At 68.2% G+C, this 23168-nt stretch carries 24 protein-coding genes; 10 read left to right on the top strand and 14 right to left on the bottom strand.

Translation table 11 applies throughout. The features are described from left to right. Positions 1-167 precede the first annotated feature (167 nt). The 10 genes from DW298_RS02185 to DW298_RS02140 all read right to left on the bottom strand — a co-directional run bounded on the left by DW298_RS02185 (position 168) and on the right by DW298_RS02140 (position 5576). Positions 168-608: a hypothetical protein gene (locus tag DW298_RS02185; protein WP_136040874.1), complete on the bottom strand. Its 441-nt coding sequence runs from the start codon at positions 606-608 to the stop codon at positions 168-170. Next, positions 592-1206: a T6SS immunity protein Tdi1 domain-containing protein gene (locus DW298_RS02180; RefSeq protein ID WP_136040873.1), complete on the bottom strand. Its 615-nt coding sequence runs from the start codon at positions 1204-1206 to the stop codon at positions 592-594. The genes DW298_RS02185 and DW298_RS02180 overlap by 17 nt, the downstream gene beginning before the upstream one ends. Before the next feature lie 209 nt (positions 1207-1415). Further along, positions 1416-1835 (bottom strand): hypothetical protein, encoded by a 420-nt coding sequence (locus DW298_RS02175; RefSeq protein ID WP_136040872.1) that lies wholly within the window; start codon positions 1833-1835, stop codon positions 1416-1418. Positions 1836-1863: 28 nt separating this feature from the next. Further along, positions 1864-2253, bottom strand: coding sequence for a hypothetical protein (locus DW298_RS02170; RefSeq protein WP_136040871.1), 390 nt, complete (start codon positions 2251-2253; stop codon positions 1864-1866). Next, positions 2250-2654 carry a hypothetical protein gene (locus DW298_RS02165; protein WP_205820224.1) on the bottom strand — a complete coding sequence of 135 codons (405 nt, stop codon included), beginning with the start codon at positions 2652-2654 and terminating at the stop codon, positions 2250-2252. Before DW298_RS02165 ends, DW298_RS02170 begins: the two co-directional genes overlap by 4 nt. A 79-nt stretch (positions 2655-2733) precedes the next feature. Further along, entirely contained in the window at positions 2734-3162 is a 429-nt protein-coding gene (locus DW298_RS02160; protein WP_136040869.1) for a hypothetical protein, read from the bottom strand. Continuing rightward, entirely contained in the window at positions 3159-3689 is a 531-nt protein-coding gene (locus DW298_RS02155; RefSeq protein WP_136040868.1) for a hypothetical protein, read from the bottom strand. The genes DW298_RS02160 and DW298_RS02155 overlap by 4 nt, the downstream gene beginning before the upstream one ends. Next, positions 3686-4657: a hypothetical protein gene (locus DW298_RS02150; RefSeq protein WP_136040867.1), complete on the bottom strand. Its 972-nt coding sequence runs from the start codon at positions 4655-4657 to the stop codon at positions 3686-3688. The genes DW298_RS02155 and DW298_RS02150 overlap by 4 nt, the downstream gene beginning before the upstream one ends. After that, a complete protein-coding gene (locus DW298_RS02145; protein WP_136040866.1) occupies positions 4654-4884 on the bottom strand; it encodes a hypothetical protein in 231 nt (76 codons plus the stop codon). Before DW298_RS02145 ends, DW298_RS02150 begins: the two co-directional genes overlap by 4 nt. A 206-nt stretch (positions 4885-5090) precedes the next feature. Then, positions 5091-5576 carry a hypothetical protein gene (locus DW298_RS02140; RefSeq protein ID WP_136040865.1) on the bottom strand — a complete coding sequence of 162 codons (486 nt, stop codon included), beginning with the start codon at positions 5574-5576 and terminating at the stop codon, positions 5091-5093. An 840-nt stretch (positions 5577-6416) separates the two neighbouring features. Between DW298_RS02140 and DW298_RS02130 the strand changes: the two genes are divergently transcribed. Both DW298_RS02130 and DW298_RS02125 read left to right on the top strand, forming a co-directional pair. Continuing rightward, the gene (locus DW298_RS02130) at positions 6417-6689 is read left to right on the top strand and encodes a MafI family immunity protein (protein WP_136040863.1); all 273 of its coding nucleotides are present in this window, start codon (positions 6417-6419) and stop codon (positions 6687-6689) included. A 36-nt stretch (positions 6690-6725) separates the two neighbouring features. Next, positions 6726-7190, top strand: coding sequence for an Imm26 family immunity protein (locus tag DW298_RS02125; RefSeq protein WP_136040862.1), 465 nt, complete (start codon positions 6726-6728; stop codon positions 7188-7190). Here DW298_RS02125 and DW298_RS02120 read toward each other — a convergent pair. Further along, entirely contained in the window at positions 7180-8160 is a 981-nt protein-coding gene (locus DW298_RS02120; protein WP_136040861.1) for an NYN domain-containing protein, read from the bottom strand. The two genes, DW298_RS02125 and DW298_RS02120, sit on opposite strands and share 11 nt — an antisense overlap. A 2-nt stretch (positions 8161-8162) precedes the next feature. Continuing rightward, a complete protein-coding gene (locus DW298_RS02115; protein WP_136040860.1) occupies positions 8163-9149 on the bottom strand; it encodes a Gfo/Idh/MocA family oxidoreductase in 987 nt (328 codons plus the stop codon). Between the two features lie 106 nt (positions 9150-9255). On the opposite strand from DW298_RS02115, the gene DW298_RS02110 reads away from it, so the two are divergent. From DW298_RS02110 to DW298_RS02075, 8 genes are all read left to right on the top strand, one after another. After that, positions 9256-10653 carry an NtaA/DmoA family FMN-dependent monooxygenase gene (locus DW298_RS02110; protein WP_136040859.1) on the top strand — a complete coding sequence of 466 codons (1398 nt, stop codon included), beginning with the start codon at positions 9256-9258 and terminating at the stop codon, positions 10651-10653. A 107-nt stretch (positions 10654-10760) separates the two neighbouring features. Further along, complete coding sequence (locus DW298_RS02105; RefSeq protein ID WP_136040877.1) at positions 10761-12395, top strand: TIGR04028 family ABC transporter substrate-binding protein; 1635 nt, start codon at positions 10761-10763, stop codon at positions 12393-12395. 16 nt (positions 12396-12411) lie between these two features. Then, positions 12412-13380 carry an ABC transporter permease gene (locus DW298_RS02100; protein WP_136040858.1) on the top strand — a complete coding sequence of 323 codons (969 nt, stop codon included), beginning with the start codon at positions 12412-12414 and terminating at the stop codon, positions 13378-13380. Continuing rightward, positions 13377-14273, top strand: coding sequence for an ABC transporter permease (locus DW298_RS02095; protein ID WP_136040857.1), 897 nt, complete (start codon positions 13377-13379; stop codon positions 14271-14273). The genes DW298_RS02100 and DW298_RS02095 overlap by 4 nt, the downstream gene beginning before the upstream one ends. Beyond that, a complete protein-coding gene (locus tag DW298_RS02090; protein WP_136040856.1) occupies positions 14270-15907 on the top strand; it encodes an ABC transporter ATP-binding protein in 1638 nt (545 codons plus the stop codon). Before DW298_RS02095 ends, DW298_RS02090 begins: the two co-directional genes overlap by 4 nt. Beyond that, on the top strand, positions 15904-16956 hold the full coding sequence (locus tag DW298_RS02085; RefSeq protein ID WP_136040855.1) for a putative FMN-dependent luciferase-like monooxygenase: 1053 nt from the start codon (positions 15904-15906) through the stop codon (positions 16954-16956). Before DW298_RS02090 ends, DW298_RS02085 begins: the two co-directional genes overlap by 4 nt. After that, entirely contained in the window at positions 16953-17570 is a 618-nt protein-coding gene (locus tag DW298_RS02080; protein ID WP_136040854.1) for a CMD domain protein, read from the top strand. Before DW298_RS02085 ends, DW298_RS02080 begins: the two co-directional genes overlap by 4 nt. Further along, on the top strand, positions 17567-18175 hold the full coding sequence (locus DW298_RS02075; RefSeq protein WP_136040853.1) for an alkylhydroperoxidase domain protein: 609 nt from the start codon (positions 17567-17569) through the stop codon (positions 18173-18175). The genes DW298_RS02080 and DW298_RS02075 overlap by 4 nt, the downstream gene beginning before the upstream one ends. Positions 18176-18196: 21 nt before the next feature. Here the strand turns inward: DW298_RS02075 and DW298_RS02070 are convergent, their stop codons facing one another. Further along, complete coding sequence (locus DW298_RS02070) at positions 18197-19141, bottom strand: NADP-dependent oxidoreductase (protein WP_136040852.1); 945 nt, start codon at positions 19139-19141, stop codon at positions 18197-18199. Positions 19142-19180: 39 nt separating this feature from the next. Continuing rightward, the gene (gene hrpA, locus DW298_RS02065; RefSeq protein WP_136040851.1) at positions 19181-23140 is read right to left on the bottom strand and encodes an ATP-dependent RNA helicase HrpA; all 3960 of its coding nucleotides are present in this window, start codon (positions 23138-23140) and stop codon (positions 19181-19183) included. Positions 23141-23168: the final 28 nt, after the last annotated feature.

Below are 23168 nucleotides of genomic sequence, written 5' to 3'. Positions count from 1 at the left end.
TCGATCGCGCGGTCCCGCTGACGGGCGTCCGGCCAGTCAGGGAGCACGAGTGCCAGGGATCGGTGGTTGGGCAGTCTTCGCGAGAGGTCGCCGAGTTCCAGGAGTACGACTTCGTGGACTGAGGGTTCTGCGTTCGGGAATGAGCTCGGTGATGTCGTCGCGCGGTGTCACGAGACCGAATGCTTCCCCCGCATCCGGCTCGCCACATGGCGCGTGTGCTGCGATGCCCACTCGGCATCCACGACGAGCGTGAGGAGACGTTCCGCCTCTTCCTTGGAGGCGATGTCCGGCAGCCATTCCAACGCGCGCAGAGCCCAATGGTCCATCCGAATGTCCACGGCAAGTCGTGGCAGCGCGCCGAGCGGCACTCGGCCCAGGAGTTCTCCGGGCCGCAGCCCCAGTTCCGCCTCGCGCACGTTGAGCTCGTCCACGACGTCTCGGTACGGGCGTTCGAGGCAGGGGAGGAGACCGACGGGATTAGTGACGTCGACGTCTCGTTTGGGTGCGATTCGATCGCCGAGCGCGAGCGAGTCGTCGCGAAGCCCGAGCCACACGTCAGGGCCGATCGCGAGAATCGGAGTCCAGGAACCTTCAGTTGCTCGGGTCATGCGCGTTCGCCATTCTCCATAGTTGCGAACTCAGGTCCCAGTAGACCTCGAGATCCGTCAGCGAGAGGTTGTCGGCGGTGTCGCTGCCCCCGAGGAAGAGCGGCACGTAGTAGCCGGCGCATTGCGATCTGAGGATGGGTGCGACTGCGGAGGGCTGGCTGCTGAGCCACTCGCGATGCAAGGAGCTTGCTACCGCGGCGTCGGATTCCACGACGAGCTCCACGTCATGGAACTCTGTGAAGTTGACGGGTACCTCCAAGGCCTCGCCAGCGCCGGGATCGATCAGCAGAACTTGTGGTTCATCGCGCACCTGGCGCCGGAAGTCGCACAGGAAGTGTCGCCCCAACCAGTCGTATCCGAACGGCAGGGTACGCTCCGAATACTGGGGGAATGTCTGGTTGATGAACGTCGCCGCAAGTGCGGCCGAGTGCTCATCGTGGAACCGATACAGCCCACCGTTGAACGACGCACCGGTGAACTCGTCCGCGAACTGATCGAACCCCTTGATCCTGTCGGAGTCTTGAGGTCGCCACAGGTCAGTCTCCGCGCCTGGCTCGCGGGGATCGACTTGATACGCCGACCGGAACTGATCAAACATCGAGTCTCTCTCGGTCTCTGTAGTAGCCGCGCAGTAGTTCAAGGGTTTCGTCGCTGGCCGGTTCGAGAGGTTGTTCTGGTGATATCGGAGATCCGTACTCTCCTCTATCGGTGAGCCAGGTGAGCACTCCGCCTCCCCATTTCACGACATCGATGTGCGTGGTCGTCGGGACATGGTGGGGGAGCGCGGCACGCGCGTGGCTGGCCATCCTATTCGTACACTCGAGCGGCAAGAAGGGACTGCGCGATCAGCTGCCATGAAGCTCCCTGGGGGATATCCTGTCCGCTGTTCAGGAAGTATCCATCCATATCGCTGATCCATCCCGCCCATGCTCGAAGGAAATCAGGAACGGAAGCGTTCTCCCACGCCTCGGGCGTCTCTTGCGCAGAATTCGCCAGCCGCACGAGAAATCGGGTGAACTCGTCGCGATCCATGTCCTTGAGGTCGACACGTTCACCCTCCATGCTGGCCCCTTCCGCTTCGAACTCCCAGTCTTCAACGGCCTCAAGCGCCTCATTGAGCGAGTTGGCCAGCAGCATGAGCTCATTCCTCGTGGCCACAATCGTGACTTCTTCTTCGCCGATACGGTGCTTCTCGGCGTCACGACTATCGGGTTCCAAGAGTTTCATCTCATCGTCTCCTCAGCTCACTGATCAACTACAGGCTCGTCTCGCCGCCTTCGCTCGACGAGATGTACTCGCTGAGGTTCGGCGGCATGAATTCATCCTCGACAAGGCCGTCGATGTCTCGATGAATCGCGTCCACAAGGCTCCGAGGAACACTGGCTTTCTCCGTAACGATGGCCCACGCCAGCTGGCATAGTCCTTCTGGGGCCTCGCCGTGCTCGATCATGCTCCGTGCATAACGCAATGACTCCGACGGAAGGTATTCCGCTGCCTGACGCAACGTTTCCTGCACCCGGACGAGGTATTCCTCCATTCCTGGTCGTAAATCACCATCATTCGCGCTCCCGGACGGAGGTGCTCCGCCACCAGGTAGTCTGCGCTGAATCCCGCTTGCACAGCCGCCGTCGATGTTCTCAGTCATTCTCTGGCAAGCGCCTCTCTCACGTCCTTGCGAATGAACCCGGTGCGAAACTCGCCTCGCCGAAAGGCGGAGCGCACCGAATCGAGATCCTCCCTGGCCTGTACGTAAGAGTGCACAGCTGCCGCAGCCATCACGATCACGACCTCGCGCTCGTCGACACCGAGGTCAGAATCGAGCCGCCCGGCCCGGCTGACCTCGATGCGATCGGTGCCCGCTGCCTCAAGCGCATCGTCCAGACCGGTAAAGGTCTCCAGGTACAGGACTATCGGAGAGTCGTCCGCGCGCGAAAGAACTTCGTGGGTCAGAGGATCGAGGCCGATATCCAGGGACACCTGTCGCCCCCAGTTCGAGACGCTGATCTGACAAGTCCATTGAAGGTCGTGGCCCAGATAGCGCCACACCGAACGTCGACCCGTGAACCCTGCTTCTCGCAGTGCTCGCGAGTACGCCTTACGAAGTTCAGTTGACGTGGTCATCGTCTCATCGAGGTCTTTCGGTCTGGATGGGCGAGCAGTCCACGGAGAGTTGAGCGACGACCGCGCGAATCTCTCGCAACCCCTCGGGGAATCTACTCGACACGACCTTGTCGGCTTCGTCCACCGCGGATACGAGCAACGCCAACAAGTGGGCTCTGGCGTCATCGACCGGATCCTTGGTAACACCCACATCGACGACCAGGAGGTTCCGTTTGGCGTTGATCCTTCGCGCGCGGACTCCGTGGAACTTGATCGGCCACAGTCGTCCATCGATATGGAAGATCACATTCAGCCGCACAGGACTGGACAGATCGGTAGCGAGAGTTCGAACTTCCTTTGAGAGGTTCGTGGTGGAACGCTTCCAGCCGAGGCTCGTGGAATCCGAGTCCCCGAGAACTGTGCCGACCGCAAAGACCCACTCCGGAGCACTCATCCGATCGGTCCGTCCGCGGGGTTGACGCTGGACGGGACAGTGGTCCCATATCCAGCAGCCGCGAGACCCGGCATCACCCCTTCGAGCAGGGCGTAGATCTCTACGCTCGCGCCAGCAAGCGTGGATTCCCACCTGGCGGATCGTCTTTTCTCTTCTGTCGACGCGATCGCCAGGCCCTCGCTTGTCGAGACGGCATAGACATCTCGCGCCACGAGAAGGTTCTCGTACTGAAAGCTGCCTTCGAAACCAAACCAGAGGAATTGACCACCCAGCGCGAGTATCTCGCTCGAGATTGTCTGGATGGTCTGATCCAGCGGCGCCGGGAAGGTCGAGAAGTAGAAGTCGAGTTCGATGATCCCCGAGGGCTTATCTGCTACGTCCGTGGGTCCGTACAGCACATAGGGCTCCACACGGTCCGGGGACGAGGCAGATGCCGCCAGCCGGTCTGCCGTCACTCGGCCGCCCACGTCGAAGACGAAAGCAATGAGGATCCAGTGCTTATCGTCCCAACCCAGATACTCCCTCATCGGTCGGACTCCCCGTAGCCGATCGAGCGCAGTGCACGGTGAGCTGCGACGCTCCCGTGTGCTTCGGCCTGCTGCCACAACGACAAGGCCTCGGCGATTTCGCCCCCGTCGAACATGGTCCGGGCAACTTCTGCCAACGCATCCGCACTCGCCTGACCGTTGCTCCGTTGCAACATCGCCCGGGCGTGTTCCGCTGCTCGCCGCGCGTCCGGAGACGGCGCCCCTTGCACAGCAGATGCAGTCAGCAACTCCGCACCGAAGACCTCCGATACGGCACCTGCCGGCACCGACACAGACCTGCGTGGAACGTCCGACTGCTGCTGTCCAGCTCCCGCGACACCAGCGGTCAACTCGGAAACCTCCTTTACGGCGAAGTCCCGAGGACTGGCCGTCGCGAGCGCCTCTGCCAGCTCTCTTCGCACAAGAACTTGACGGAATGCCTTCCAACCAGCCCCGAACCACTCCGGGCTCGCCACGATGTCGTAACCACCGAGAATCGACGTGTCGACGAGAGGCGGGAGCTTTCCCCACCACAGGGGCATCCAACGCCAGATGCCGCACGTTCCGCACACGGCACCGGCCTTACCATGCAGGCCAATAGCGTTGGCGGCCAGGGCTTCGCCCTCGAACCACTTCTCCGTCGTCGACGGGATCACGATCTGAACCGCATCACCAGGCGAGCTTCTCGCCCATTTCACTTCACGCGTTTCGATGTCGAATCGCGAAGAAACTTCCTCCGCCACATCCCGCGCCATGCAAAGAGTGTCGAATCGCCAGTTCGGCATCCACGCGCCGCTCACGGTCAGTCCACGCTGCTGGAGGATGAGCGAGCCCTGCTGCTGACGACTCGGCACACCACAGGCATGACACCAACCGTCCTCGCCATACATCGGTGTCAGGCCGAACGACCTCTCCGGCCACGGCCACCCGCGGTTCCTTTTGGCGAACAGATCGACAAAATCACTCATTTGCTCAGCCTGCTTGGTTTAGGCTGCGCCAAGGCAGGCTCGGTTACGGACAGTCGCGCGACGATCGCGCGAATCTCCGCGAGGCCGCCGGGGAATTTGCGGGAGGCTACGCGGTCGGCTTCGCTGACGGCGGCGGCGAGCACCGTCAACAAGTGTTCCCGATAGTCCGGCACAGGTTCCTCCACAATCCCCACGTTGACGATCAGCAGCTTGTACTTCGCACTCATTCTCCGAGCGCGAACTCCCTGATATTCGGGGGACCACAACCGACCCGCGACGCAGAAGACCACGTTCACGCGCATTGGGGTCTCCACATCCTGCGAGAGGATTTGGACCTCTTGTCCAAGGCTGGCAATAGCACGCTTCCAGGTGAGACTCGCGGGGTCTGAGTCGCCGAGCGCCCCGCCGACCGCGAAGTCAAGACCAGGTGCATTCATTCGATCGATTCCGTTGCTCGCTGTGCAGATACGACCTCGAGTTCGATCTGGATGGAGACGACCAAGTTCTGAAAATCTGGATCTCCATCCCCGTCGCTGCACCGAAGCACGACCACGCCGTCGCCTACTTCTTCAACACGAAAGCCGGAGTTGCCCGTCCACGCATCTGTGAGGCCGTTGCGTTCCCAACAGTTCCACACGCGCAACGACCGGTCGGAGGCGCCGTGCCATCTCACCAAGACTTCGACATCACGGGGCGCGGTGTCCTCCCAGAGCACGAGATCCCGTGCCGTGTGACCATTCACTACCAGGCTCCCGCTAGAGATCTTCAAGCAAATCCCCTGACGCAACCTGGAGCTCTGCGACCGGAAGGACAGGCGCAACGCCGAAGATTCCGTAGGCAGTGGGTACAGGCCATAAAGCGGGCCGTCCCATTCGATCCGGCTCGAACGAGCGGCGGCGAACACTTCCGAAAGGATCATCGAGGATCGAATCCATATCCCCCTCGTCGGGGTTGAATCGTTGGGCCGCTCGCCCGGTCGCTTCGCGGTCGATCGAGATCCTATCGTCGAACATGCCATCTATGCATCGTCAGTCCGACAATCCGCCGACGAACGCTATTCTGAGCGCAGCGTGGCGGAAGCCGGCGCTGAAGAGGAGAACGGTGCAACGACTCCAAGGAGGGCGCTACTGTCCGGTTGACCCTTCCCTCGGGGTATCGAGGAGCTTGACCTCCAGAATGGTGTTGATAGTAGATGGTTCATCAGGAAGCAGTGCACCGCGAGCCTGTGTGGCGTGAGCGATCGGATTTTGTCATCGGAATCCCGATAGCCCCGGGGAGTACTGATGTAGCGACTGAGCAGTTGTGGGCGAGAAGAATATCGGAGTCTAGATTCGAAATCTGCTGCATACCTTTTTTCGCGTATGACATTGCCCTGGGCGGCGTAGTCGAAGTAGACGCGTCCCTCACAGTCCAACGCGTAGTCGAGCACTCGGGTCGATATGTCTTCCGAGTTCACTTGAAGAATTCGACCTCCTCGGGCGCCCCGGATGTGGTTCGTCCTATCGAAGCGCTAGGCGGGTTGGTCGAATGGTCGTCCCCGATCCTATTCGCGATCGACGCCGACAAATACGTCATGGCTCAGGAGATTGCCAATTTGCTCCAGCAGATGGAGGCGCGAGGAGTCCTTGTGTTTGAGACTGGTAGAACTGCATGAGCGGGAGGTGTCGCTCACTTCAAAGGCGCAACCACGGCGACGTATTTTCGTCGGAGATCAGGGAATTTCCCAGGTCCTGAGCAGCATCACGGGGTTCCCGATTCAATGACAACAGAACTTTCACCCGAGCAAGCAAAGGCACTCTTGCGGCAGGCGCTGCGTGCAACACCCGGGCTTCCTGCCGAGGACTACGAAAACGTACAGTCGCTGATCGATGTCGGAGAGACGCTGGTCGCCTTTGAAACACTGTGCACGCAGATACACGAGTGGGAGATTTCGTTGCGTCCTGAGACTATTCGGGGGCTCGAAGTCATCGGGTCTGCTCTAGGAGGAGATGCGGCGCTCACGAATCACCTCTGGGAGGACTCGACCGAATGAGTTGTGTTCGCATCTCGCGTGTGAAGAGGAGTTGAGATGGTCGGAGTCAATGACCGCGAGGGCAAGTGGTTCGCTGTGCCGCTTCGCGAGGGTGGCGGTTACGCGATCGGGATCGTCGCGCGCGCGAGCCGCGCGGGCATCCTTGCGGGCTACTTCTTCGGACCCCGACATGACTCGCTCCCCACGCTCGCCGACGTGAGCGATTTGACTCCCGCGACGTCGATACTCCAGGGGAGGTTCGGCGACATGGGATTGAGAGAGCGCACGTGGCCGATTCTCGGTCGCCAAGATGGTTGGCGCCGGGAGGAGTGGCCGATGCCGATCCTGTTCCAGCAGGAACCGCTGAGGGGCATCATCATGCGGGTGATCTATGACAGCGATGACCCCAGCAAGTGGCTCCGGTCGGAAGTCATGCCCAAGGGCAGCCCGACCACTCCCGAAGACGGCATGATGGGTGCCGGATTCGTGGAGTCGGTGCTCACCAGGAAACTCAGCTCGTGAGCTCGCGCAACCGCACCAGACGCTCGTGCCCGGTCTCTTCGAGTTCCGCGATGTCGTCGCGCGACTTGAGGAAATCGGAGAACGAGCGGTAGCCGAGGGCCTTCTCGCTGAACGAGGGGTCCATGCGACGCATGTGCGTCTTCACGGCGGAACTGTGCAGCCACTCGTCGGCATCGGCCTTGTCGTGGCCGAGACGCAGGGCGCGCTCCAGCAGCTGCGTCGCTTCGCCCTGCTCGTCGAGCTTGGGCTCCTCGACCTTGGGTGCGGCCGCCTTCGACCTCGCGCGGCGCGGGGTCTTGGCCTTCGGTGCATCCGCCGCGTCGGCCGCGTCCGGCACCGTCTCGGGTGCGGGCTCCGCGACGGCCTCGGCCTTCGCAGCGACAGCGGGAGCCGCCTTCACCGGACGCACGACGCCGGGCAGCGAGTCGTACGACTCGAACTCGTCGCAGGCCGCGGCGAGCGACTTGGCCGTCGAACCGGAGACACCCACGCCGATCACGTAGCGTCCGAGACGCTTGCAGCGCTGCGCGAGCGGCACGTAGTCGCTGTCGCCGGCGACGATCACGACGTGCGTGAGGTCGGGCAGGCGGAACATGTCTTCGACCGCATCCACGGCGAGCCGGATGTCGGCGCCGTTCTTGGCGTAGGCCGCGGCGGGGAAGAGCTGCACCAGGTCGACGGCACGCGCCACGAGCTGCGAGCGGTAAACGGCGTTCACGGGAGACGACCAGTCGGCGTACGCGCGCGTCAGCACGAGCGTGCCGAAGGACGCGGCGTAATCGATGATGGCGCCGACCTCGATCATGGCGCGGCTGAGACGCTCGACGACGTCGGGGTCGTTCGGGTTCTCGGTGATCCGCTGCCTGTCTTTGCCGTAGGCGTTGCGCCCGTGCACCCGGTCGTACCAGGAGATGACGATGTTGTCGAAGTCGAGGTAGACGGCGACGCGGGCATCGGTGGCCTCGGCCATGATCAGGCCTCCTCACGGGGGTAGCGGACGCCGATCTGCGCCCTGATCTCATCGAGAGTGCCCATGATGGCGACGCTCTCGGCGATCGGAAGGAGGTCGCCCTCGAGGATGCCGTCGCGCACCAGGCGCTCGGCGGCGAGGGCCTGGTACTGCATGCCGCGGCCGTCGACCTCGGACACGTATTCCTCCTGCACGGTGCCGTCCGGGAGGATGACGCGGAACGTCGTGGGGGTGTACCAGACGCGGTCGATGTCGATCCGCGCCTCGGTGCCGATGATGCTGGCCGCATTCGGGCCGGATGCCCGCGAGGAGGAGAGCGTGGTCGAGATCGCGCCGCCCTCGTGCGTCATGACGGTGGCGACCTCGGCGTCGGCGCCCGTCTCGATCAGGCGCCCGACGGCGCGGATGTCGGTGGGAGCGCCCAGGATGTCCCAGACGAAGGAGATCGGGTAGATGCCGAGGTCGAGCAGCGCGCCGCCGCCGAGCTCCAGGGCGTTGAGCCGGTGCGCCGGGTCGGAGGGCAGCAGCTGGGTGTGATCGGCGCTGACCGCGCGGATCTCGCCGAGGGCGCCATCGGCGATCAACTCGCGGATGCGGACCATGTGCGGCAGATACCGCGTCCACATCGCCTCCATCACCAGGAGGCCCTTCTCGGCGGCGAGCGCCTGCAGGTCTTCCGCCTCGGCGCGGTTCAGAGTGAACGCCTTCTCGGCCAGCACGTGCTTGCCGTGCTCGAGCGCGAGCCGCGCGTTCTCGTGGTGCATCGGATGCGGCGTGGAGACGTAGATGATGTCGACGTCGGGGTCGGCCACCAGTGCCTCGTACGACGGATGTGCGTGCGCGATGTCGAAGCGGGCGGCGAACGCGTCGGCCGACTCCTGAGAACGCGAGCCCACCGCCACGAGGTCGAGCCCCGCCGTGCGCAGATCGGATGCGAACGCGCCGGCGATGCCGCCGGTCGCGAGGATTCCCCAACGAAGACCAGTCATGGTCTCAGCGTACGGGGTGGGGTGCGCATGACGGACTGTTACACCCGATGACCCCCGGCATCGGTCGCGTGGCCGGCGGTGCGCATGCGCTCCTACCGTGACGAGCATGACCGAACCCCTCATCATCGGCGCCATGGTGCGCACCCTGGGGGCGTACCCCTCGGGCTGGCGGCAGCCCGGCGCGCACCGCGATCCCGCCGCCGACGCCGCCATCCTGCGCCACATCGCTCGCGAGGGGGAGGATGCCGGACTCGACTACCTCTTCTTCGGCGACTGGCTCGCGACCGGCCCCGATCTGGAGTTCCGCGACCCGTACCTGCTGGCGCGCATCGACCCGGTGAGCGCGGTGCTGTTCCTCGCCGGCGTGACCTCGCGCATCGGCCTGATCGCCACGGTCAACACCACCTACGCCGACCCGTACACGACTGCCCGCTCGCTGGCGTCGCTCGACGTGCTCACCGGTGGGCGTGCGGGCGTGAACCTCGTCACGGGCGCCGAGCCGCGCGCGGCGGGCAACCACGGACGCGACGCGCACGCCGACAACGAGACGCGATACGACCGCGCCGAGGAGTTCGTCGAGGCGCTCCGACGCCTCTGGGACTCGTGGGACGAAGACGCCTGGATCGCGGATGCCGCCCGCGGCGTGCTCATCGACCCGCAGGGGCTCCGCGCCGCCGACCTGCAGGGCTCGCAGGTGCGGGTCACCGGTCCACTCAACGTCGCCCGCCCACCGCAGGGGCAGATCCCGATCGTGCACGCCGGCACGTCTCCGCGGTCGCGCGCGCTCGCCGCGACCGAGGCCGACCTCGCGCTGACCGCTGCGCCGACTCTCGCCGACGCGATCGCCACCCGCCGCCTGCTGCGGGACATCGCCGCCGAGGCCGGGCGATCTCCGGATGCGGTGAAGGTGATCGCCCCGGTGCTGCCCGTCGTCGCCGATACGGATGCCGACGCCCGCCGCATCGTGGAACGCCTGCTGGCACTCGTGCCGCTCGCCGAGGGGCATCAGGCCGCCCGCACCGCGTTCCCGCCGAACCGCACGGTGGCCGCGCTCGCCGACGCGTTCGACGTCGCCGCGGATGATCCGCTGCGCACTGCCGCATTCGACCGTCCCGTGACCGCCGCCGAGGCCGTGCGGCTGGGGGAGCGGGGTGCCGCGCTCATCGAGCGGCTCGCCGGGATCGCCGGCCTGCGCGTCTCGGAGTCCGGGAGCGCGAGCGGCGATCCGCTCACCTGGCGACACCTCGTGGCTGCCAACGCGGTGCCGGCGGCCTTCGTGGTCGGCGATGCCCGCACGATCGCGGACCATTTCGAGACCTGGCGCGACGAGGGCGCGGCGGACGGGTTCAACGTGCTGTCGGCCTTCCAACCCGCCCAGTTCGAGGCGTTCACGCGGCACGCCGCCCCCGAGCTGCGCCGCCGCGGGCTGCTGCGAGACGCGGCGGAGGGCGAGGGCGAGACCCTTCGCGACCGCCTGCGCATTTCCTCGTATGTCGACGCGTGACCACACGTGTCGTCGCGCGACACCCGGTGTCCGCCGCCTCGCGGCACGGCCGCTCCGATTCCTACCGTGAACACATCCCGACACCCGAAGCCCAGGAGACCCTCCGCATGAACCGCCGTCTCATCCGTGCCGCCGCCATCGCGGTCCCGCTCGTCCTCGCGGGCAGCCTCGCCGCCTGCGCATCCTCGCCCGCCACCGGGAACGCCCCCGCCGAGGGCGGCGACCCCGTCACCGGCGGCACGCTCACCTACCTCGAGCACCAGGCATACACGAACCTGTACCCGCCGCAGGCCGGCTTCTACCCGAACGGCTGCATCGTCAACAACATCGCCGCCCGCCTGACCTGGCAGAACCCGGAGACGCTCGAGATCGAGCCGTGGATCGCCTCGGACTGGACCGTGAACGCGGATGCCACCGAGTACACGTTCGACCTGAACCCCGACGTCACTTTCTCGGACGGCACGGCGCTCGACGCCGCGGCCGTCGCGAAGAACTTCGACACGTACGGTTTGGGCGACGCGGACCGCGGCCTCACGGTCTCTGAAGCCATCAACAACTACGCCAGCAGCGAGGTCGTCGACGAGGACACCGTGACGTTCCGCTTCAGCGCTCCGTCGCCCGGCTTCCTGCAGGCGACCTCGACCATCAACTCGGGTCTGCTGTCGCCCGAGACGCTCGACGGCACGATCGAGGACTTCGGCGCGGGCAACGCGGCCGAGATCATCGGCTCCGGCCCCTTCACCGTCACGGACGAGAAGCTCGGCACCGAGTACACACTCACCGCCCGCGACGACTATGACTGGGGCCCGGACAGCGTCGACAACGCCGGGCGCCCCTACCTCGACGCCGTGCACGTGCTGATCACCCCCGAGGACTCGGTGCGCATCGGCTCGCTGCTCGCGGGTCAGGCCGACTATGTCCGCTACGTGCAGGCGTTCGACGAGGACCGCGTCGAAGGCGCCGGCTTCACGCTCTACGCCCCGCAGACCCGCGGCGTGAACAACTCGATCGCCCTGCGCCCGGAGAACCCGCTGCTGGGCGACATCCGCGTGCGCCAGGCGCTCATCGCCGCCGTGGACGCGCAGGAGGTCGTCGACACGCTCTTCACCGAGAACTACCCGGTGGCGACGTCGGTGCTCTCGTCGCAGGCCGTCGGCTACAAGGACGAGTCCGCGCACTACGCCTACGACCCCGACAAGGCCGAGGAGCTCCTCGACGAGGCGGGCTGGGAGCCCGGCGCCGACGGCATCCGTGAGAAGGACGGCGAGCGCCTGTCGATCACGGTCTACGAGGCCAAGCCGCAGCCGCTGTCGAAGCAGACGCTCGAACTCGTGGCGCAACAGCTGGCGAAGGTCGGCGTGGAGCTCTCGGTCAAGCCCGGCGACGCCGGCAGCGCGGCCGAAGACACCCGTGATCCGCTGAAGACCGGCTTCTACCACTCGATGGTCGGCCGTGCGGACCTCGACGTGATCAAGAGTCAGTACTTCACGAAGAACCGCGACGTGCTGATCTCGAAGGACGCGAAGCTCGACGAGCTGCTGCTCGCCGTGGCCTCCGAGCCCGACGCCGACAAGCGCATCGCCGCCTCTCAGGCCGTGCAGGACTACATCGCCGAGCAGGCGTACGTGATCCCGCTGTTCGAGGAGCCGCAGGTCTACGGCACCGCGACCTACGTGCACGGCGTCGCCTTCGAGTCGGTGGGGCGGCCGACGTTCTCCGGCGTCTGGCTCGCCGAGCACTGAGAGCGCCGGTGACACGATGAGCTTCGTCCTCCGACGAGCCGGGCAGGCCGCGATCGTTCTGATCGCGGCCTTCACGGCCACCTTCTTCCTGCTGCAGCTGCTGCCGGGCGATGCGATCCTGATCAAGTTCTCCGACCCCAGCCTCGGGCTGTCGCCGGACCAGCTCGACAGCATCCGCGCCACCTACGGCGCAGACCTGCCGTGGTGGGAGCAGTACGTGCACGCGGGCCTCGGCTTCCTCGCCGGGGACTTCGGGTTCTCGACCCAGTTCGGCACTCCGGTGCTGACGATGCTGGGCGAAGCGCTCCCCGCGACCCTGCTGCTCGCGTCGCTCGGACTCGTCGTGGCACTGATCCTCGCGGTCCTCATCGCGGGGCTCTCCTCCCTCGCCCCGTTCGCGTGGCTGAGGGACGGGCTGCGCCAGGTGCCGGGGCTGTTCGTGGCGGTGCCGGTCTTCTGGCTCGGCATCCTGCTCATCCAGGTGTTCTCGTTCGGGCTCGGCTGGGTGCCGATCGTCGGAGCCGACCCGGTCAGCGGACTCGTCCTGCCGGTGCTGACCCTGGCCGTGCCGATCTCGGCACCGCTCGCACAGGTGCTGGTGCGCTCGATCGACCAGGTGCAGGCGCAGCCGTTCGTCACGGTGGTGCGGGCGAAGGGCGCCCCGCCGCTGTGGGTGCTCACCCGCTCGGTGGCCCGCAACGCCGCCGTGCCGACCCTGACCATCGCCGGTGTGCTGTTCGGCGAGCTCGTCGGCGGGGCCGTGGTGACCGAGACGGTCTTCGGCCGCACGGGCATCGGCCGCCTCACCGAGCAGGCCGTGGCGAACCAGGACATCCCGGTGCTGCAGGGCGTCGTGCTGCTCTCGGCCCTCGGCTTCGTGATCATCAGCTTCGCGGTCGACCTCGTGACCCCGCTCATCGACCCCCGCCAACGCACCGTCGCCCGCGCGTCGACGCGGCGCACACTCCAGGAGGCGACCGCATGACCGCTCCCGTGATCATCGACCCTGTGGTGGGTGCTGACCCGGCCGCGCCGGCGCAGCCGGCGGGGCTCCAGCCCGAATCCACTCCACGGCGCCGACTGCGCGGGCGCGCCTGGGGCCTCTACCTCGCCTTCGCCGTCGTCACGGTCGCCGTGCTCTGGGCCGTCATCCCGGGGGTGTTCGCCCCCGGCGACCCGCTCACCGGCGTCCCGGCCGACAAGCTGCTGCCACCGAGTGCCGCGCACTGGTTCGGCACCGACACCCTCGGCCGCGACCTGTTCGGTCGGGTCGTGCACGGCGCGGTGCACTCGCTCTCGGGAGCGCTCATCGCCGTCACGGTCGGCCTCGCCCTCGGCACGCTGATCGGCGCGGTCGCCGGCGCCGTCGGGGGTGTGGTCGACGACGTGCTGATGCGGGTCGTCGACGTGCTGCTCGCGATCCCCGGGCTGCTGCTGGCCCTCACCGTCATCATCCTGCTCGGCTTCGGCACCGTGAACGCCGCGATCGCGGTGGGTCTCGGCAGCGTCGCCGCGTTCGCCCGGCTCATGCGCGCAGAGGTCGCCCGGGTGCGACGCACCGAGTACGTCGAGGCCGCCTTCGGCAGCGGCGGCACGTTCTTCACCGTCCTGCGACGGCACGTCCTGCCGAACTCGCTGACCCCGATCGTCGCGCTCGCCGCCCTGCAGTTCGGCACGGCGATCCTCGCGATCTCGACGCTCGGGTTCCTCGGCTACGGGGCACCGCCGCCCACGCCGGAGTGGGGCCTGCTGATCGCCGACGGCCGCAACTACGTGGGAACCGCGTGGTGGCTCACCGCCCTCCCCGGTCTCGTCGTGGTGATCGTGGTGCTCAGTGCCAACCGGATCAGCCACCGCATCGGAAGGAGTGCGAAGTGAGTGCCGTGATCAGCGCCACCGACCTGCGGATCTCGTACGCCGGGAAGCAGGTCGTGCACGGCGTCTCATTCGAGATCGCCGAGGGCGAGACCCTGGCGCTCGTGGGGGAGTCGGGTTCCGGCAAGTCGACCACCGCGCACGCCCTGCTCGGGTTGCTGCCGGAGGGGGGTCGCGTCGACGGCGGTCGGGTGCTTCTCGGCGACCTCGACATCTCGGGCTGGTCCGACCGTGCGCTGCGCGGCATCCGCGGTCCCGAGATCGGCCTCGTGCCGCAGGATCCGACCACCTCGCTCGATCCCGTGCGCACGATCGGCGCGCAGGTCGAGGAGATCCTCCGTCTGCACGGACACCGGGATCGGCGTTCGCGGCGGGCGCGGGCCATTGAGCTGCTCGACCGTGTCGGCATCGACGACCCCGACCTGCGGGCGCGCCAGTATCCGCACGAGCTCTCCGGCGGCATGCGTCAGCGCGTGCTGATCGCCACGGCGATCGCCCTGCGGCCCCGGCTGCTGATCGCCGACGAGCCGACCAGCGCGCTCGACGCCACGGTGCAGCGCAAGGTGCTCGACCTGCTCGACGAGCTGCAGCGCGAGGAGGGCACCAGCATCCTCCTCGTGACCCACGATCTCGGCGTCGCGGCCGACCGGGCCGAGCGGCTCGTCGTGCTCAAAGACGGGCGGATCGTCGAGCAGGGCTCTAGCGAGGCGGTGCTCGCGGCTCCGTTCGACCCGTACACGAAGCAGCTGCTCGCCGACGCTCCGGCGTTCGCGACAGGTTTCCGTCGCCCCGACGCCCCGCCGTTCCTCCGGGATGCCGCCGCCGTCGCCGCCGAGAACCCCTGGGCGATCGTCGCGGACGGACTCGTGAAGGAGTTCCGCGTGGCCGGGCGCGAGCGCTTCCGTGCCGTCGACGACGTGTCGTTCCGGGTGCGCAAGGGCACCACGCACGCTCTCGTGGGGGAGTCGGGCTCGGGCAAGACCACGACGGCGCGGCTCGTCACCCGCTTCCACCAGCCGGATGCCGGGACCATCGAGGTCGACGGTGACGACGTGACCCACGCGAAGCGCGAGCAGCTGCGGGTGCTCCGCCGCCGCATCCAGCTCGTCTATCAGAACCCGTTCGCGTCGCTCGACCCGCGCCAGCAGATCGCGGACATCGTGGCCGAGCCGCTGGTGAACTTCGACGTCGGGAACCGTGCCGAGCGCCGGGAGCGTGCACTCGCCCTCATCGATCGGGTGTCGCTTCCTGCCGATGTCGCACGGCGCACTCCGCGCGAGCTCTCTGGCGGTCAGCGGCAGCGCGTCGCGATCGCCCGCGCGCTCGCGATCGACCCGGACATCGTGGTGCTCGACGAAGCGGTGTCGGCACTCGACGTCACGGTGCAGGCCCGCATCCTCGAGCTGCTCACCTCGCTGCAGGCCGAGCTCGGGCTCACCTACCTGTTCATCTCGCACGACCTCGCGGTGGTGCGGCGGATCAGCCACACGGTCTCGGTGATGCGCCGCGGCCGGATCGTCGAGGAGGGGCAGACCGAAGACCTCTTCCGCGACCCGCAGCACGACTACACCCGGGAACTGCTGGCCGCAGTGCCCGGCACCAGAGAAGTCTCCGGCACCAGAGAGGTACCCGCATGACCGCACCCACCGTCGCCTTCTTCACCCGTCTGCTCGACGATGCCGCCCCCGCCGAGCGCTACGCGTTCGCTACCGCGCAGATCCAGCAGGCCGAGCGCCACGGCATCGGGCGGGCCTGGGTCGCGCAGCACCACTTCCATGCGGCAGAGGGCGGGCTGCCGTCGCCGCTGGTGTTCCTCGCGCACGTCGCGGCCGTGACCTCGACCATCCGCCTCGGCACGGGAGTGATCACCCTGCCGCTGGAGGATCCGGTGCGGGTGGCGGAGGATGCCGTGGTCGCCGATCTGCTCTCCGGGGGGCGCGTGGATCTGGGACTCGGCAGCGGCGGCACCCCGTCGTCGTTCGTGCCGTTCGGGGAGGACGTGCGCGACAAGGCGCCGACCTACGACCGGAAGCTGCGGACCCTGCTCGACGGTCTGGCCGGGCGTGACGTCGGTGCGGGCAACACCCTCTATCCCGATGCCGGGGACCTCGCCGACCGCGTGTGGCAGGCGACGTTCTCCGCTCCGGGTGGGCATCGCGCCGGCATCCACGGGCACGGTCTGCTGCTCTCGCGCACGCAGCCGCGCAGCGCCGACCGGCTGCACGCGCCGCTCTCCGCACTGCAGGATCCGATCATCGACGCCTACCTCGACGCGCTGCCGGAGGGGGTGGCGCCGCGCATCACCGCCTCGCGCACCGTGTTCGTCGCCGACGACCGCGCCGAGGCGCTGCGCTTCGCCGAGGTCGGTCTGCGCCGGGCGGCCGAGGGCTTCCGCCGTCAGGGCCAGACGATCCCCGGTGACAGCATCGACGAGCTGATCGCCGCGCTCGACACGCACCTGGGCACGCCCGAGCAGGTGGCGGAATCGCTCGCCGCCGACACCACTCTCGCCCGGGCGACCGAGGTCGCCTTCCAGGTGCACTCGGTCGACGCCCCGCACGAGCACGTGCTGCGCTCGATCGCACTCTTCGCCGACGAGGTCGCCCCGGCCCTCGGCTACGCGCTCACCCCGACACCCGACCGCATCAGCACCGACCAGAACCTCACCCTCAAGGAGAACGCATGACCGACGACATCGTGGATCGGATCGCGGAGGTGACGCCGGAGCTGGATGCCCTGCGCCGCCGCCGTCCGGTGACCAGAGAGCAGCTGCAGGCGAGCTTCGACGCCCTCTTCCGTCCGGTGAGCGTGGAGCACGTGTCGCAGGCCGAACGCGAGCTCGTGGCTGCCTTCGCCACCGGTCTCGCCGGCGCCGACGACCCGACCGCCGCGTTCTACGCCGCGCGTGCACAGGAGGCCGACCCGCAGCCGGCCACCGTCGTTCTTGCGGAGGCTGCCCAGGCAGCGACCGCCGGACCGTTCGGCACCTACACCGAGCTGGGGTTGCAGGCCGAGAACACCGATGGCGTGCGCTACGTGCCGTCCGACGCCGTCATCGCGAGCGTGGGCGAGCGTCTCGCCGCCGCTCTCGCCCACACGCACCTGCTGGTGTTCCGCCCCCGCGAGGCCGCGGGCGCCGACCTCGGTCGCCTGCTCGACGCGGGCTGGTCGGCGGACGGCATCGTGACGCTGTCGCAGCTGGTGTCGTTCCTCGCCTTCCAGCAGCGCGTCGTCACGGGACTCCGCGTGCTCGTCGCTGTGGGCTTGACCGCCGAGAACTCCGAGGAGGAGGCCGCATGACCGCCGAACAGAGCGTGCTGCAGCACGACGACGCTCCGCACCCGCACGCGTTCACCCGCGGTGAGGTCGGGTGGGTTCCGCACCTCGAGCCCCTCGCCGAGGACGAGCTCACCGAGCGTCACTACGACGGTCTCGTCGATGCCGCTCGTGCGAAGAACGACTACTTCCGCCTGCTGGCCCGCGACCCCGAGGTGCTGAAGGCCCGCACGCTGGTCGACAAGGACATCTTCTACAACGCCGCGGAGGGTCTGCCCCGCGCCGATCGGGAGCTCGCGGCGACCGCGGCCTCCCGCCGCAACGGCTGCGTGTTCTGTGCCTCGGTGCACTCGCGCTTCGCCGCGCACCACAGCAAGCGTGTCGACGACGTCGACCTGCTTCTCGACGAGGGGGTGGACGCCGACCTCGGCGAGCGCTGGAACGCGATCGTCGCGGCATCCGTCGCCCTGACCGACACCCCGAACGTGTTCGGCGAGGACGAGATCGTGCGGTTGCGTGCCGCCGGACTCGACGACCTGGAGATCTCGGACCTCATCCACGGCGCCGCGTTCTTCAACTGGGCGAACCGGCTGATGCTGTCGATCGGACGGCCGGTGGCCCCGGCCTGATGGACCTCTAGGGTCCCGCTGTCAGGGGGCCAGGATGATCTTGCCCGAGGCGGCGCCGGACTCCATGAGCTCATGGGCCTGCGCCGCCTCGGTCAGCGGCAGCTGGGGGCCGAGCTCGATCACGAAGTCGCCGGCGTCGAGGAGGGCGATCGTCTCGGGCAGAGCGTCGGCCCGCCAGGCGAGCTCCTCCTCGGTCAGGGGAACGGGTGAACCGCCGGAGAAGGCGCGGATGCCGAAGGATGCGGCATCCGGTCCGCGCACGATCGTCGCGATCCGGTCGCGGTCGGAGATGAGTGCGAGCGACGTCTCGATGGCCTCGTCGGTGCCGGCGCAGTCCAGCGCCACGGTGACGGCCTCGGGGGCGGTGTCGCGCACGCGGTCGAGCAGCCCGTCGCCGTAGGCCACGGGGATCGCGCCGAGCTCGCGCAGCTGGTCGTGGCGGGCGGGGCTCGCCGTCGCGATCACGGTCGCGCCCCAGGCCACGGCGAACTGCACCGCGGCCTGTCCGACCGAGCCGGAGCCGCCGTGTACGAGCAGCACGTCGCCCTCGGTCACCCCGAGCGAGCGCAGCGCTTGGTAGGCGGTGCCCGCGGGGATACCGATCGCCGCGCCCTCGGCGGTGGTGACCGAGTCGGGGAGCGTCGCGACCTTCTCGGTCGAGATGGCGAGCGCCGACGCATAGGTGCCGTGGCCGTCGCGGATCGCCACGCGGTCGCCGACGGCGAAATCATCGACGCCCTCGCCGAGCAGCTCGATGACGCCCGCCCCGTCGAAGCCCACCGGACGCGGCTCGGTGATGGGAGGTGACGGCCGCTTGCCACTGCGCAGCTTGGCGTCGATGGGATTCGCCCCCGCCGCCTCGATGCGCACCACGACTTCGCCGCGGGCCGCGACGGGATCGGGGATCTCCATCAGGTGCAGGACATCGGGGGAGCCGAGCTCGGTGTAGACGATCGCGCGTGCCATGGATTCAGGCTACCCGCGCCGCACGCCCGCCGTCGCGGATCAGCGCCCGGACAGCACCTTCATGATCCGCTGCGGCGACACCGGCTGCGCGGTGCCGAGACGCTGCGCGAACACGCTGACGCGGTACTCCTCCAGCAGCCAGCGCACCTCGACGAGCGCGGGGGGAGCGTCGCGGGTGAGGGGGATCGTGCCCCCGGCATCCTCGAACGCCTTCGCCATCCGCTCGTACTCGGTCATGCGCGCGCGGTCCTTGCCCGGTTCGCTCCCGAGCGTCTTCAGCCGGTCGAGCATGCCTTCGAGGTACCGCGGGAAGTGCGCGAGACGGTCGACGCCGGCGGCCGAGACGAAGCCCGGATGCAGCAACCCGCTCAACTGCGTGCGGATGTCGTTCAGCGGGCCGAGCAGAGCGAGCGAGTTCTGCGACTTGATGCCGCGTTCGACGTCTCGGGACTTCGTGAGGATGCGGGCCACCAGCGAGACGCACGCGAAGAGCTGATCCACCAGGACGGCCGAGACCGCATCGCGCACCCGCGCGAAGTCGGCTTCGCTGCGCACGATGCCGCCCGGCGCCGCCTGCTCGATGACCTGCCGCGCCACGGCCGCGCGGCAGTCCTCGATGAGGGCGGCGGCGGACTGGTAGGGCGAGGCGGCGAGCGCGAGCTTCTCCTGGCTCGTCAGGTGCTCCTGCACGTACGAGGAGGGGGAGGGGACGCCCAGCAGCACGAGCCGCAGCACGCCGTCGCGGGTGGCGGCGACCGCGGCATCCGGGGTCGACTCGACCCGCACCGACACGCTCTTGCCCTGATCGACGATCGCCGGGTAGCCGCGCACGACGCCGCCGGCGACGCGGGTGTCGAGCACCTCGGGCAGGTCTCCCAAGGTCCAGGCCGTGAGGCCGGTCTGCTCCAGTTGCGGGCGCTTCGGCGCGCTCAGAGCCCCCGGCTGCACGGGCCCCGACTTCGGTGGCGCGGCGATCGAGCGGGCCACGCTGCTGCGCGCACGGTCGGACAGCTGCGTCTGCAGTGCCCGCAGGTCACGCCCGGACCCGACCACCCGACCGCGCTCATCGACCGCGCGGAAGTTCATGCGCAGGTGCGGCGGCACGCGGTCGTCGTCGAAGTCGGCGGCGGACACGAGCTGGTTGGCGAGCGGCTGGATGAGTCGGGCCAGCGCCTCCTTGAGCGTGCGCGGCGGCAGGCCGCCGTGTGATTCGGGCCCCTGCTCGGCCAGCTCGGCCCCGAATTTCTCGGCCCAGTCCGCGGCGGGGACGACGTGGCGGCGGATGGCCTTGGGGAGGGCGCGCAGCAGACCCGTCACGAGCTCGGCGCGCAGGCCCGGGACCTGCCAGTCGAATCCGCGGTCCTCGAGCTGCGCGAGCAGGGGCAGTGGCACGACCACGCTCACACCGTCGTCGTCGGCGCCCGGCTCGAACCGGTACGCCAGCCCCAGCACCTGGTCGCCCTGCGTCCATCGTGTCGGGAACTCGCGCTGGTCCGCGCGCTCCTCGTCGTCGATCAGGTCGCTCTCGCGCATCACGAGCAGCTTCGGCGTCGTCGCCATGGCCTCGCGCCACCAGCTCTCGAAGGAGCGCACGTCGAACACGTCGGCGGGGATGCGCTCGTCGTAGAACCGGAACACGGCCTCGTCGCCGGCGAGGATGTCGCGGCGGCGCTCGCGCTCCTCCAGCTTCTCGAGGCGCTTGCGCAGCTCGGCATTGCTGCGCCAGAACGCGCTCACCCGCTTGTCGATCCGCGTCGGATCCCACTCGCCCTCGACGAGCGCGTGGCGCACGAAGAGCTCGCGCGAGGCCGCCCGGTCGATGCGCGCGAACTGCACGCGGCGACGCGGGATGATCTCGAGCCCGAACAGCGTCACCTTCTCGAACGCGACGGCGGCACCGGCATCCTTCGACCAGTGCGGCTCGGTCACCTGCCGTTTGGCGAGGTCGCCGGCGAGGGACTCGGCCCAGGCCGGATCGATCGCGGCGACCGTGCGCGCGAACGTGCGGGAGGTCTCCACGATCTCGGCTGCGATCACCGCCTGCGGGCTCTTCTTGCGCAGGCCCGAGCCGGGGAAGATCGAGAAGCGGATGCCGCGGGCGCCCCGGTACTCCGCGATGCGTCGGCCCTTCGGCTCCTTCGCCGGGGAGTGCGACTTGCCCGCAGGGGCGGTGCGCTCGTCGAGGATGCCGATCTGCGAGAGCAGGCCGGCCAGCAGGGCGCGATGGATGGCGTCGGGGTCGCTCGTGCCACCGGCCTCGCCCTCGCGGCCGGACGTCTTCACGAGCGTGCGCAGCTGGCGGTGCACGTCGAACCACTCGCGCACCCGCACGTAGTTGAGGTGCTCGGAGCGGCACAGCCGGCGAAACGCGCTCGATCCGAGCTCGCGCTGCTGTTCGCGGAGGTGGTTCCAGAGGTTCAGCAGGGTCAGGAAGTCGCTGGTCGGGTCGACGAAGCGGGCGTGCAGGCGGTCGGCCTCCTCACGGCGCTCCTCCGGCCGCTCCCGCACATCCTGGATCGTCATGCCCGACACGATCGCGAGCACGTCGCGCGTCACCGACGAGTGGGTCCCTGAGCCTCCGCCCTGGGTCCCTGAGCCCGTCGAAGGGCGCCCCGCCTCGATCAGCATCCGCGCGAACCGCGGGTCGATCGGCATCCGCGCGATGTCGCGGCCGGTGCGGGTGAGGTGCGGGGATCCTTGATCCGGTCCCTGAGCCGGCCGAAGGGCGACCGCACCGAGCTCGGTGAGCAGGTCGAACGCGGCCTTCACCCCTCGCGAGTCGGGCGGGGTGAGGAACGGGAACGCGGTGATGTCGCCGAAGCCGAGCGACAGCATCTGCAGGATGACGGAGGCGAGGGAAGTGCGAAGGATCTCGGGCTCGGTGTACTCCGGTCGCCGGTCGTAGTCCTCCTCCGAGTAGAGGCGGATCGCGATGCCGTCGCTGGTGCGGCCCGCGCGCCCGGATCGCTGGTTCGCCGAGGCCTGCGAGACCGCCTCGATCGGCAGTCGCTGCACCTTGGAGCGATTGCTGTAGCGCGAGATGCGCGCGGTGCCGGTGTCGATCACGTACTTGATGCCGGGGACCGTGAGGCTCGTCTCGGCGACGTTCGTGGCGAGGATCACCCGGCGGCGCACGCCCGCCACCCGGCTGCGCTCGAACACGCGGTGCTGATCCGCGGCGGAGAGGCGTCCGAACAGGGGAAGTACCTCGGTGGGGGCGCGGTCGTTCGCGTAGGCGCCCCTCACGGCGTCGGCCGCATCCCGGATCTCGGCCTCGCCGGGGAGGAACACGAGCACGTCGCCCGGCGCCTCGCGGTCGAGCTCCCGGAGGGCGGCGACGATCGCCGAGACCTCGTCCTCCGGTTCGGCCGGTGCGCTCTCGTCGTCCGCATCCTCGACCGGACCGCGGTAGCGGATCTCCACGGGGTAGGTGCGGCCCGAGACCTCGATGATCGGCGCCGGTGTGCCGTCCGGGGCGGCGAAGTGCTTCGCGAAGCTCTCCGGATCGATCGTGGCCGAGGTGATGATCACCTTGAGGTCGGGGCGCTCCGGCAGGATGCGGGCCAGGTAGCCGAGCAGGAAGTCGACGTTCAGGGAGCGCTCGTGCGCCTCGTCGATGATGATCGTGTCGTAGCGGGTGAGCAGCCGATCGCGGTGGATCTCGTTGAGCAGGATGCCGTCGGTCATCAGAGCGATGCGGGTGGCATCGGAGACCTTGTCGGTGAAGCGCACCTTGTAGCCGACGAGCGTGCCCAGCTCGACCTGGAGCTCTTCCGCGACCCGCTCGGCGATCGTCCGCGCGGCGAGGCGGCGGGGCTGGGTGTGCGCGATGCGCTCCCGACCCAGCTCGAGCGCGATCTTCGGCAGCTGGGTCGTCTTCCCCGAGCCCGTGGCGCCCGCGACGATCACGACCTGGTGGTCGCGGATGGCGTCGCCGATCTCGCCCCGGGCAGTGCTGACGGGCAGCTCCGGGGGATAGGAGATCACGGGGGAGGACATAGCCCTCCATCGTATGACGGGAATCCCC

The organism is Microbacterium sp. A20 (assembly GCF_004794515.1).
Classification (GTDB): Bacteria; Actinomycetota; Actinomycetes; order Actinomycetales; family Microbacteriaceae; genus Microbacterium.
This window is presented reverse-complemented; position numbering and strand designations above follow the sequence as displayed.

Bases quoted from the DNA above. Each gene is read 5' to 3' on its own strand.
- DW298_RS02185 (WP_136040874.1), bottom strand. From the start codon at position 608: ATGACCCGAGCAACTGAAGGTTCCTGGACTCCGATTCTCGCGATCGGC.
- DW298_RS02180 (WP_136040873.1), bottom strand. From the start codon at position 1,206: ATGTTTGATCAGTTCCGGTCGGCGTATCAAGTCGATCCCCGCGAGCCA.
- DW298_RS02175 (WP_136040872.1), bottom strand. From the start codon at position 1,835: ATGAAACTCTTGGAACCCGATAGTCGTGACGCCGAGAAGCACCGTATC.
- DW298_RS02170 (WP_136040871.1), bottom strand. From the start codon at position 2,253: ATGACTGAGAACATCGACGGCGGCTGTGCAAGCGGGATTCAGCGCAGA.
- DW298_RS02160 (WP_136040869.1), bottom strand. From the start codon at position 3,162: ATGAGTGCTCCGGAGTGGGTCTTTGCGGTCGGCACAGTTCTCGGGGAC.
- DW298_RS02155 (WP_136040868.1), bottom strand. From the start codon at position 3,689: ATGAGGGAGTATCTGGGTTGGGACGATAAGCACTGGATCCTCATTGCT.
- DW298_RS02150 (WP_136040867.1), bottom strand. From the start codon at position 4,657: ATGAGTGATTTTGTCGATCTGTTCGCCAAAAGGAACCGCGGGTGGCCG.
- DW298_RS02145 (WP_136040866.1), bottom strand. From the start codon at position 4,884: ATGAGTGCGAAGTACAAGCTGCTGATCGTCAACGTGGGGATTGTGGAG.
- DW298_RS02140 (WP_136040865.1), bottom strand. From the start codon at position 5,576: ATGATCCTTTCGGAAGTGTTCGCCGCCGCTCGTTCGAGCCGGATCGAA.
- DW298_RS02130 (WP_136040863.1), top strand. From the start codon at position 6,417: ATGACAACAGAACTTTCACCCGAGCAAGCAAAGGCACTCTTGCGGCAG.
- DW298_RS02125 (WP_136040862.1), top strand. From the start codon at position 6,726: ATGGTCGGAGTCAATGACCGCGAGGGCAAGTGGTTCGCTGTGCCGCTT.
- DW298_RS02120 (WP_136040861.1), bottom strand. From the start codon at position 8,160: ATGGCCGAGGCCACCGATGCCCGCGTCGCCGTCTACCTCGACTTCGAC.
- DW298_RS02115 (WP_136040860.1), bottom strand. From the start codon at position 9,149: ATGACTGGTCTTCGTTGGGGAATCCTCGCGACCGGCGGCATCGCCGGC.
- DW298_RS02110 (WP_136040859.1), top strand. From the start codon at position 9,256: ATGACCGAACCCCTCATCATCGGCGCCATGGTGCGCACCCTGGGGGCG.
- DW298_RS02105 (WP_136040877.1), top strand. From the start codon at position 10,761: ATGAACCGCCGTCTCATCCGTGCCGCCGCCATCGCGGTCCCGCTCGTC.
- DW298_RS02100 (WP_136040858.1), top strand. From the start codon at position 12,412: ATGAGCTTCGTCCTCCGACGAGCCGGGCAGGCCGCGATCGTTCTGATC.
- DW298_RS02095 (WP_136040857.1), top strand. From the start codon at position 13,377: ATGACCGCTCCCGTGATCATCGACCCTGTGGTGGGTGCTGACCCGGCC.
- DW298_RS02085 (WP_136040855.1), top strand. From the start codon at position 15,904: ATGACCGCACCCACCGTCGCCTTCTTCACCCGTCTGCTCGACGATGCC.
- DW298_RS02080 (WP_136040854.1), top strand. From the start codon at position 16,953: ATGACCGACGACATCGTGGATCGGATCGCGGAGGTGACGCCGGAGCTG.
- DW298_RS02075 (WP_136040853.1), top strand. From the start codon at position 17,567: ATGACCGCCGAACAGAGCGTGCTGCAGCACGACGACGCTCCGCACCCG.
- DW298_RS02070 (WP_136040852.1), bottom strand. From the start codon at position 19,141: ATGGCACGCGCGATCGTCTACACCGAGCTCGGCTCCCCCGATGTCCTG.
- hrpA (WP_136040851.1), bottom strand. From the start codon at position 23,140: ATGTCCTCCCCCGTGATCTCCTATCCCCCGGAGCTGCCCGTCAGCACT.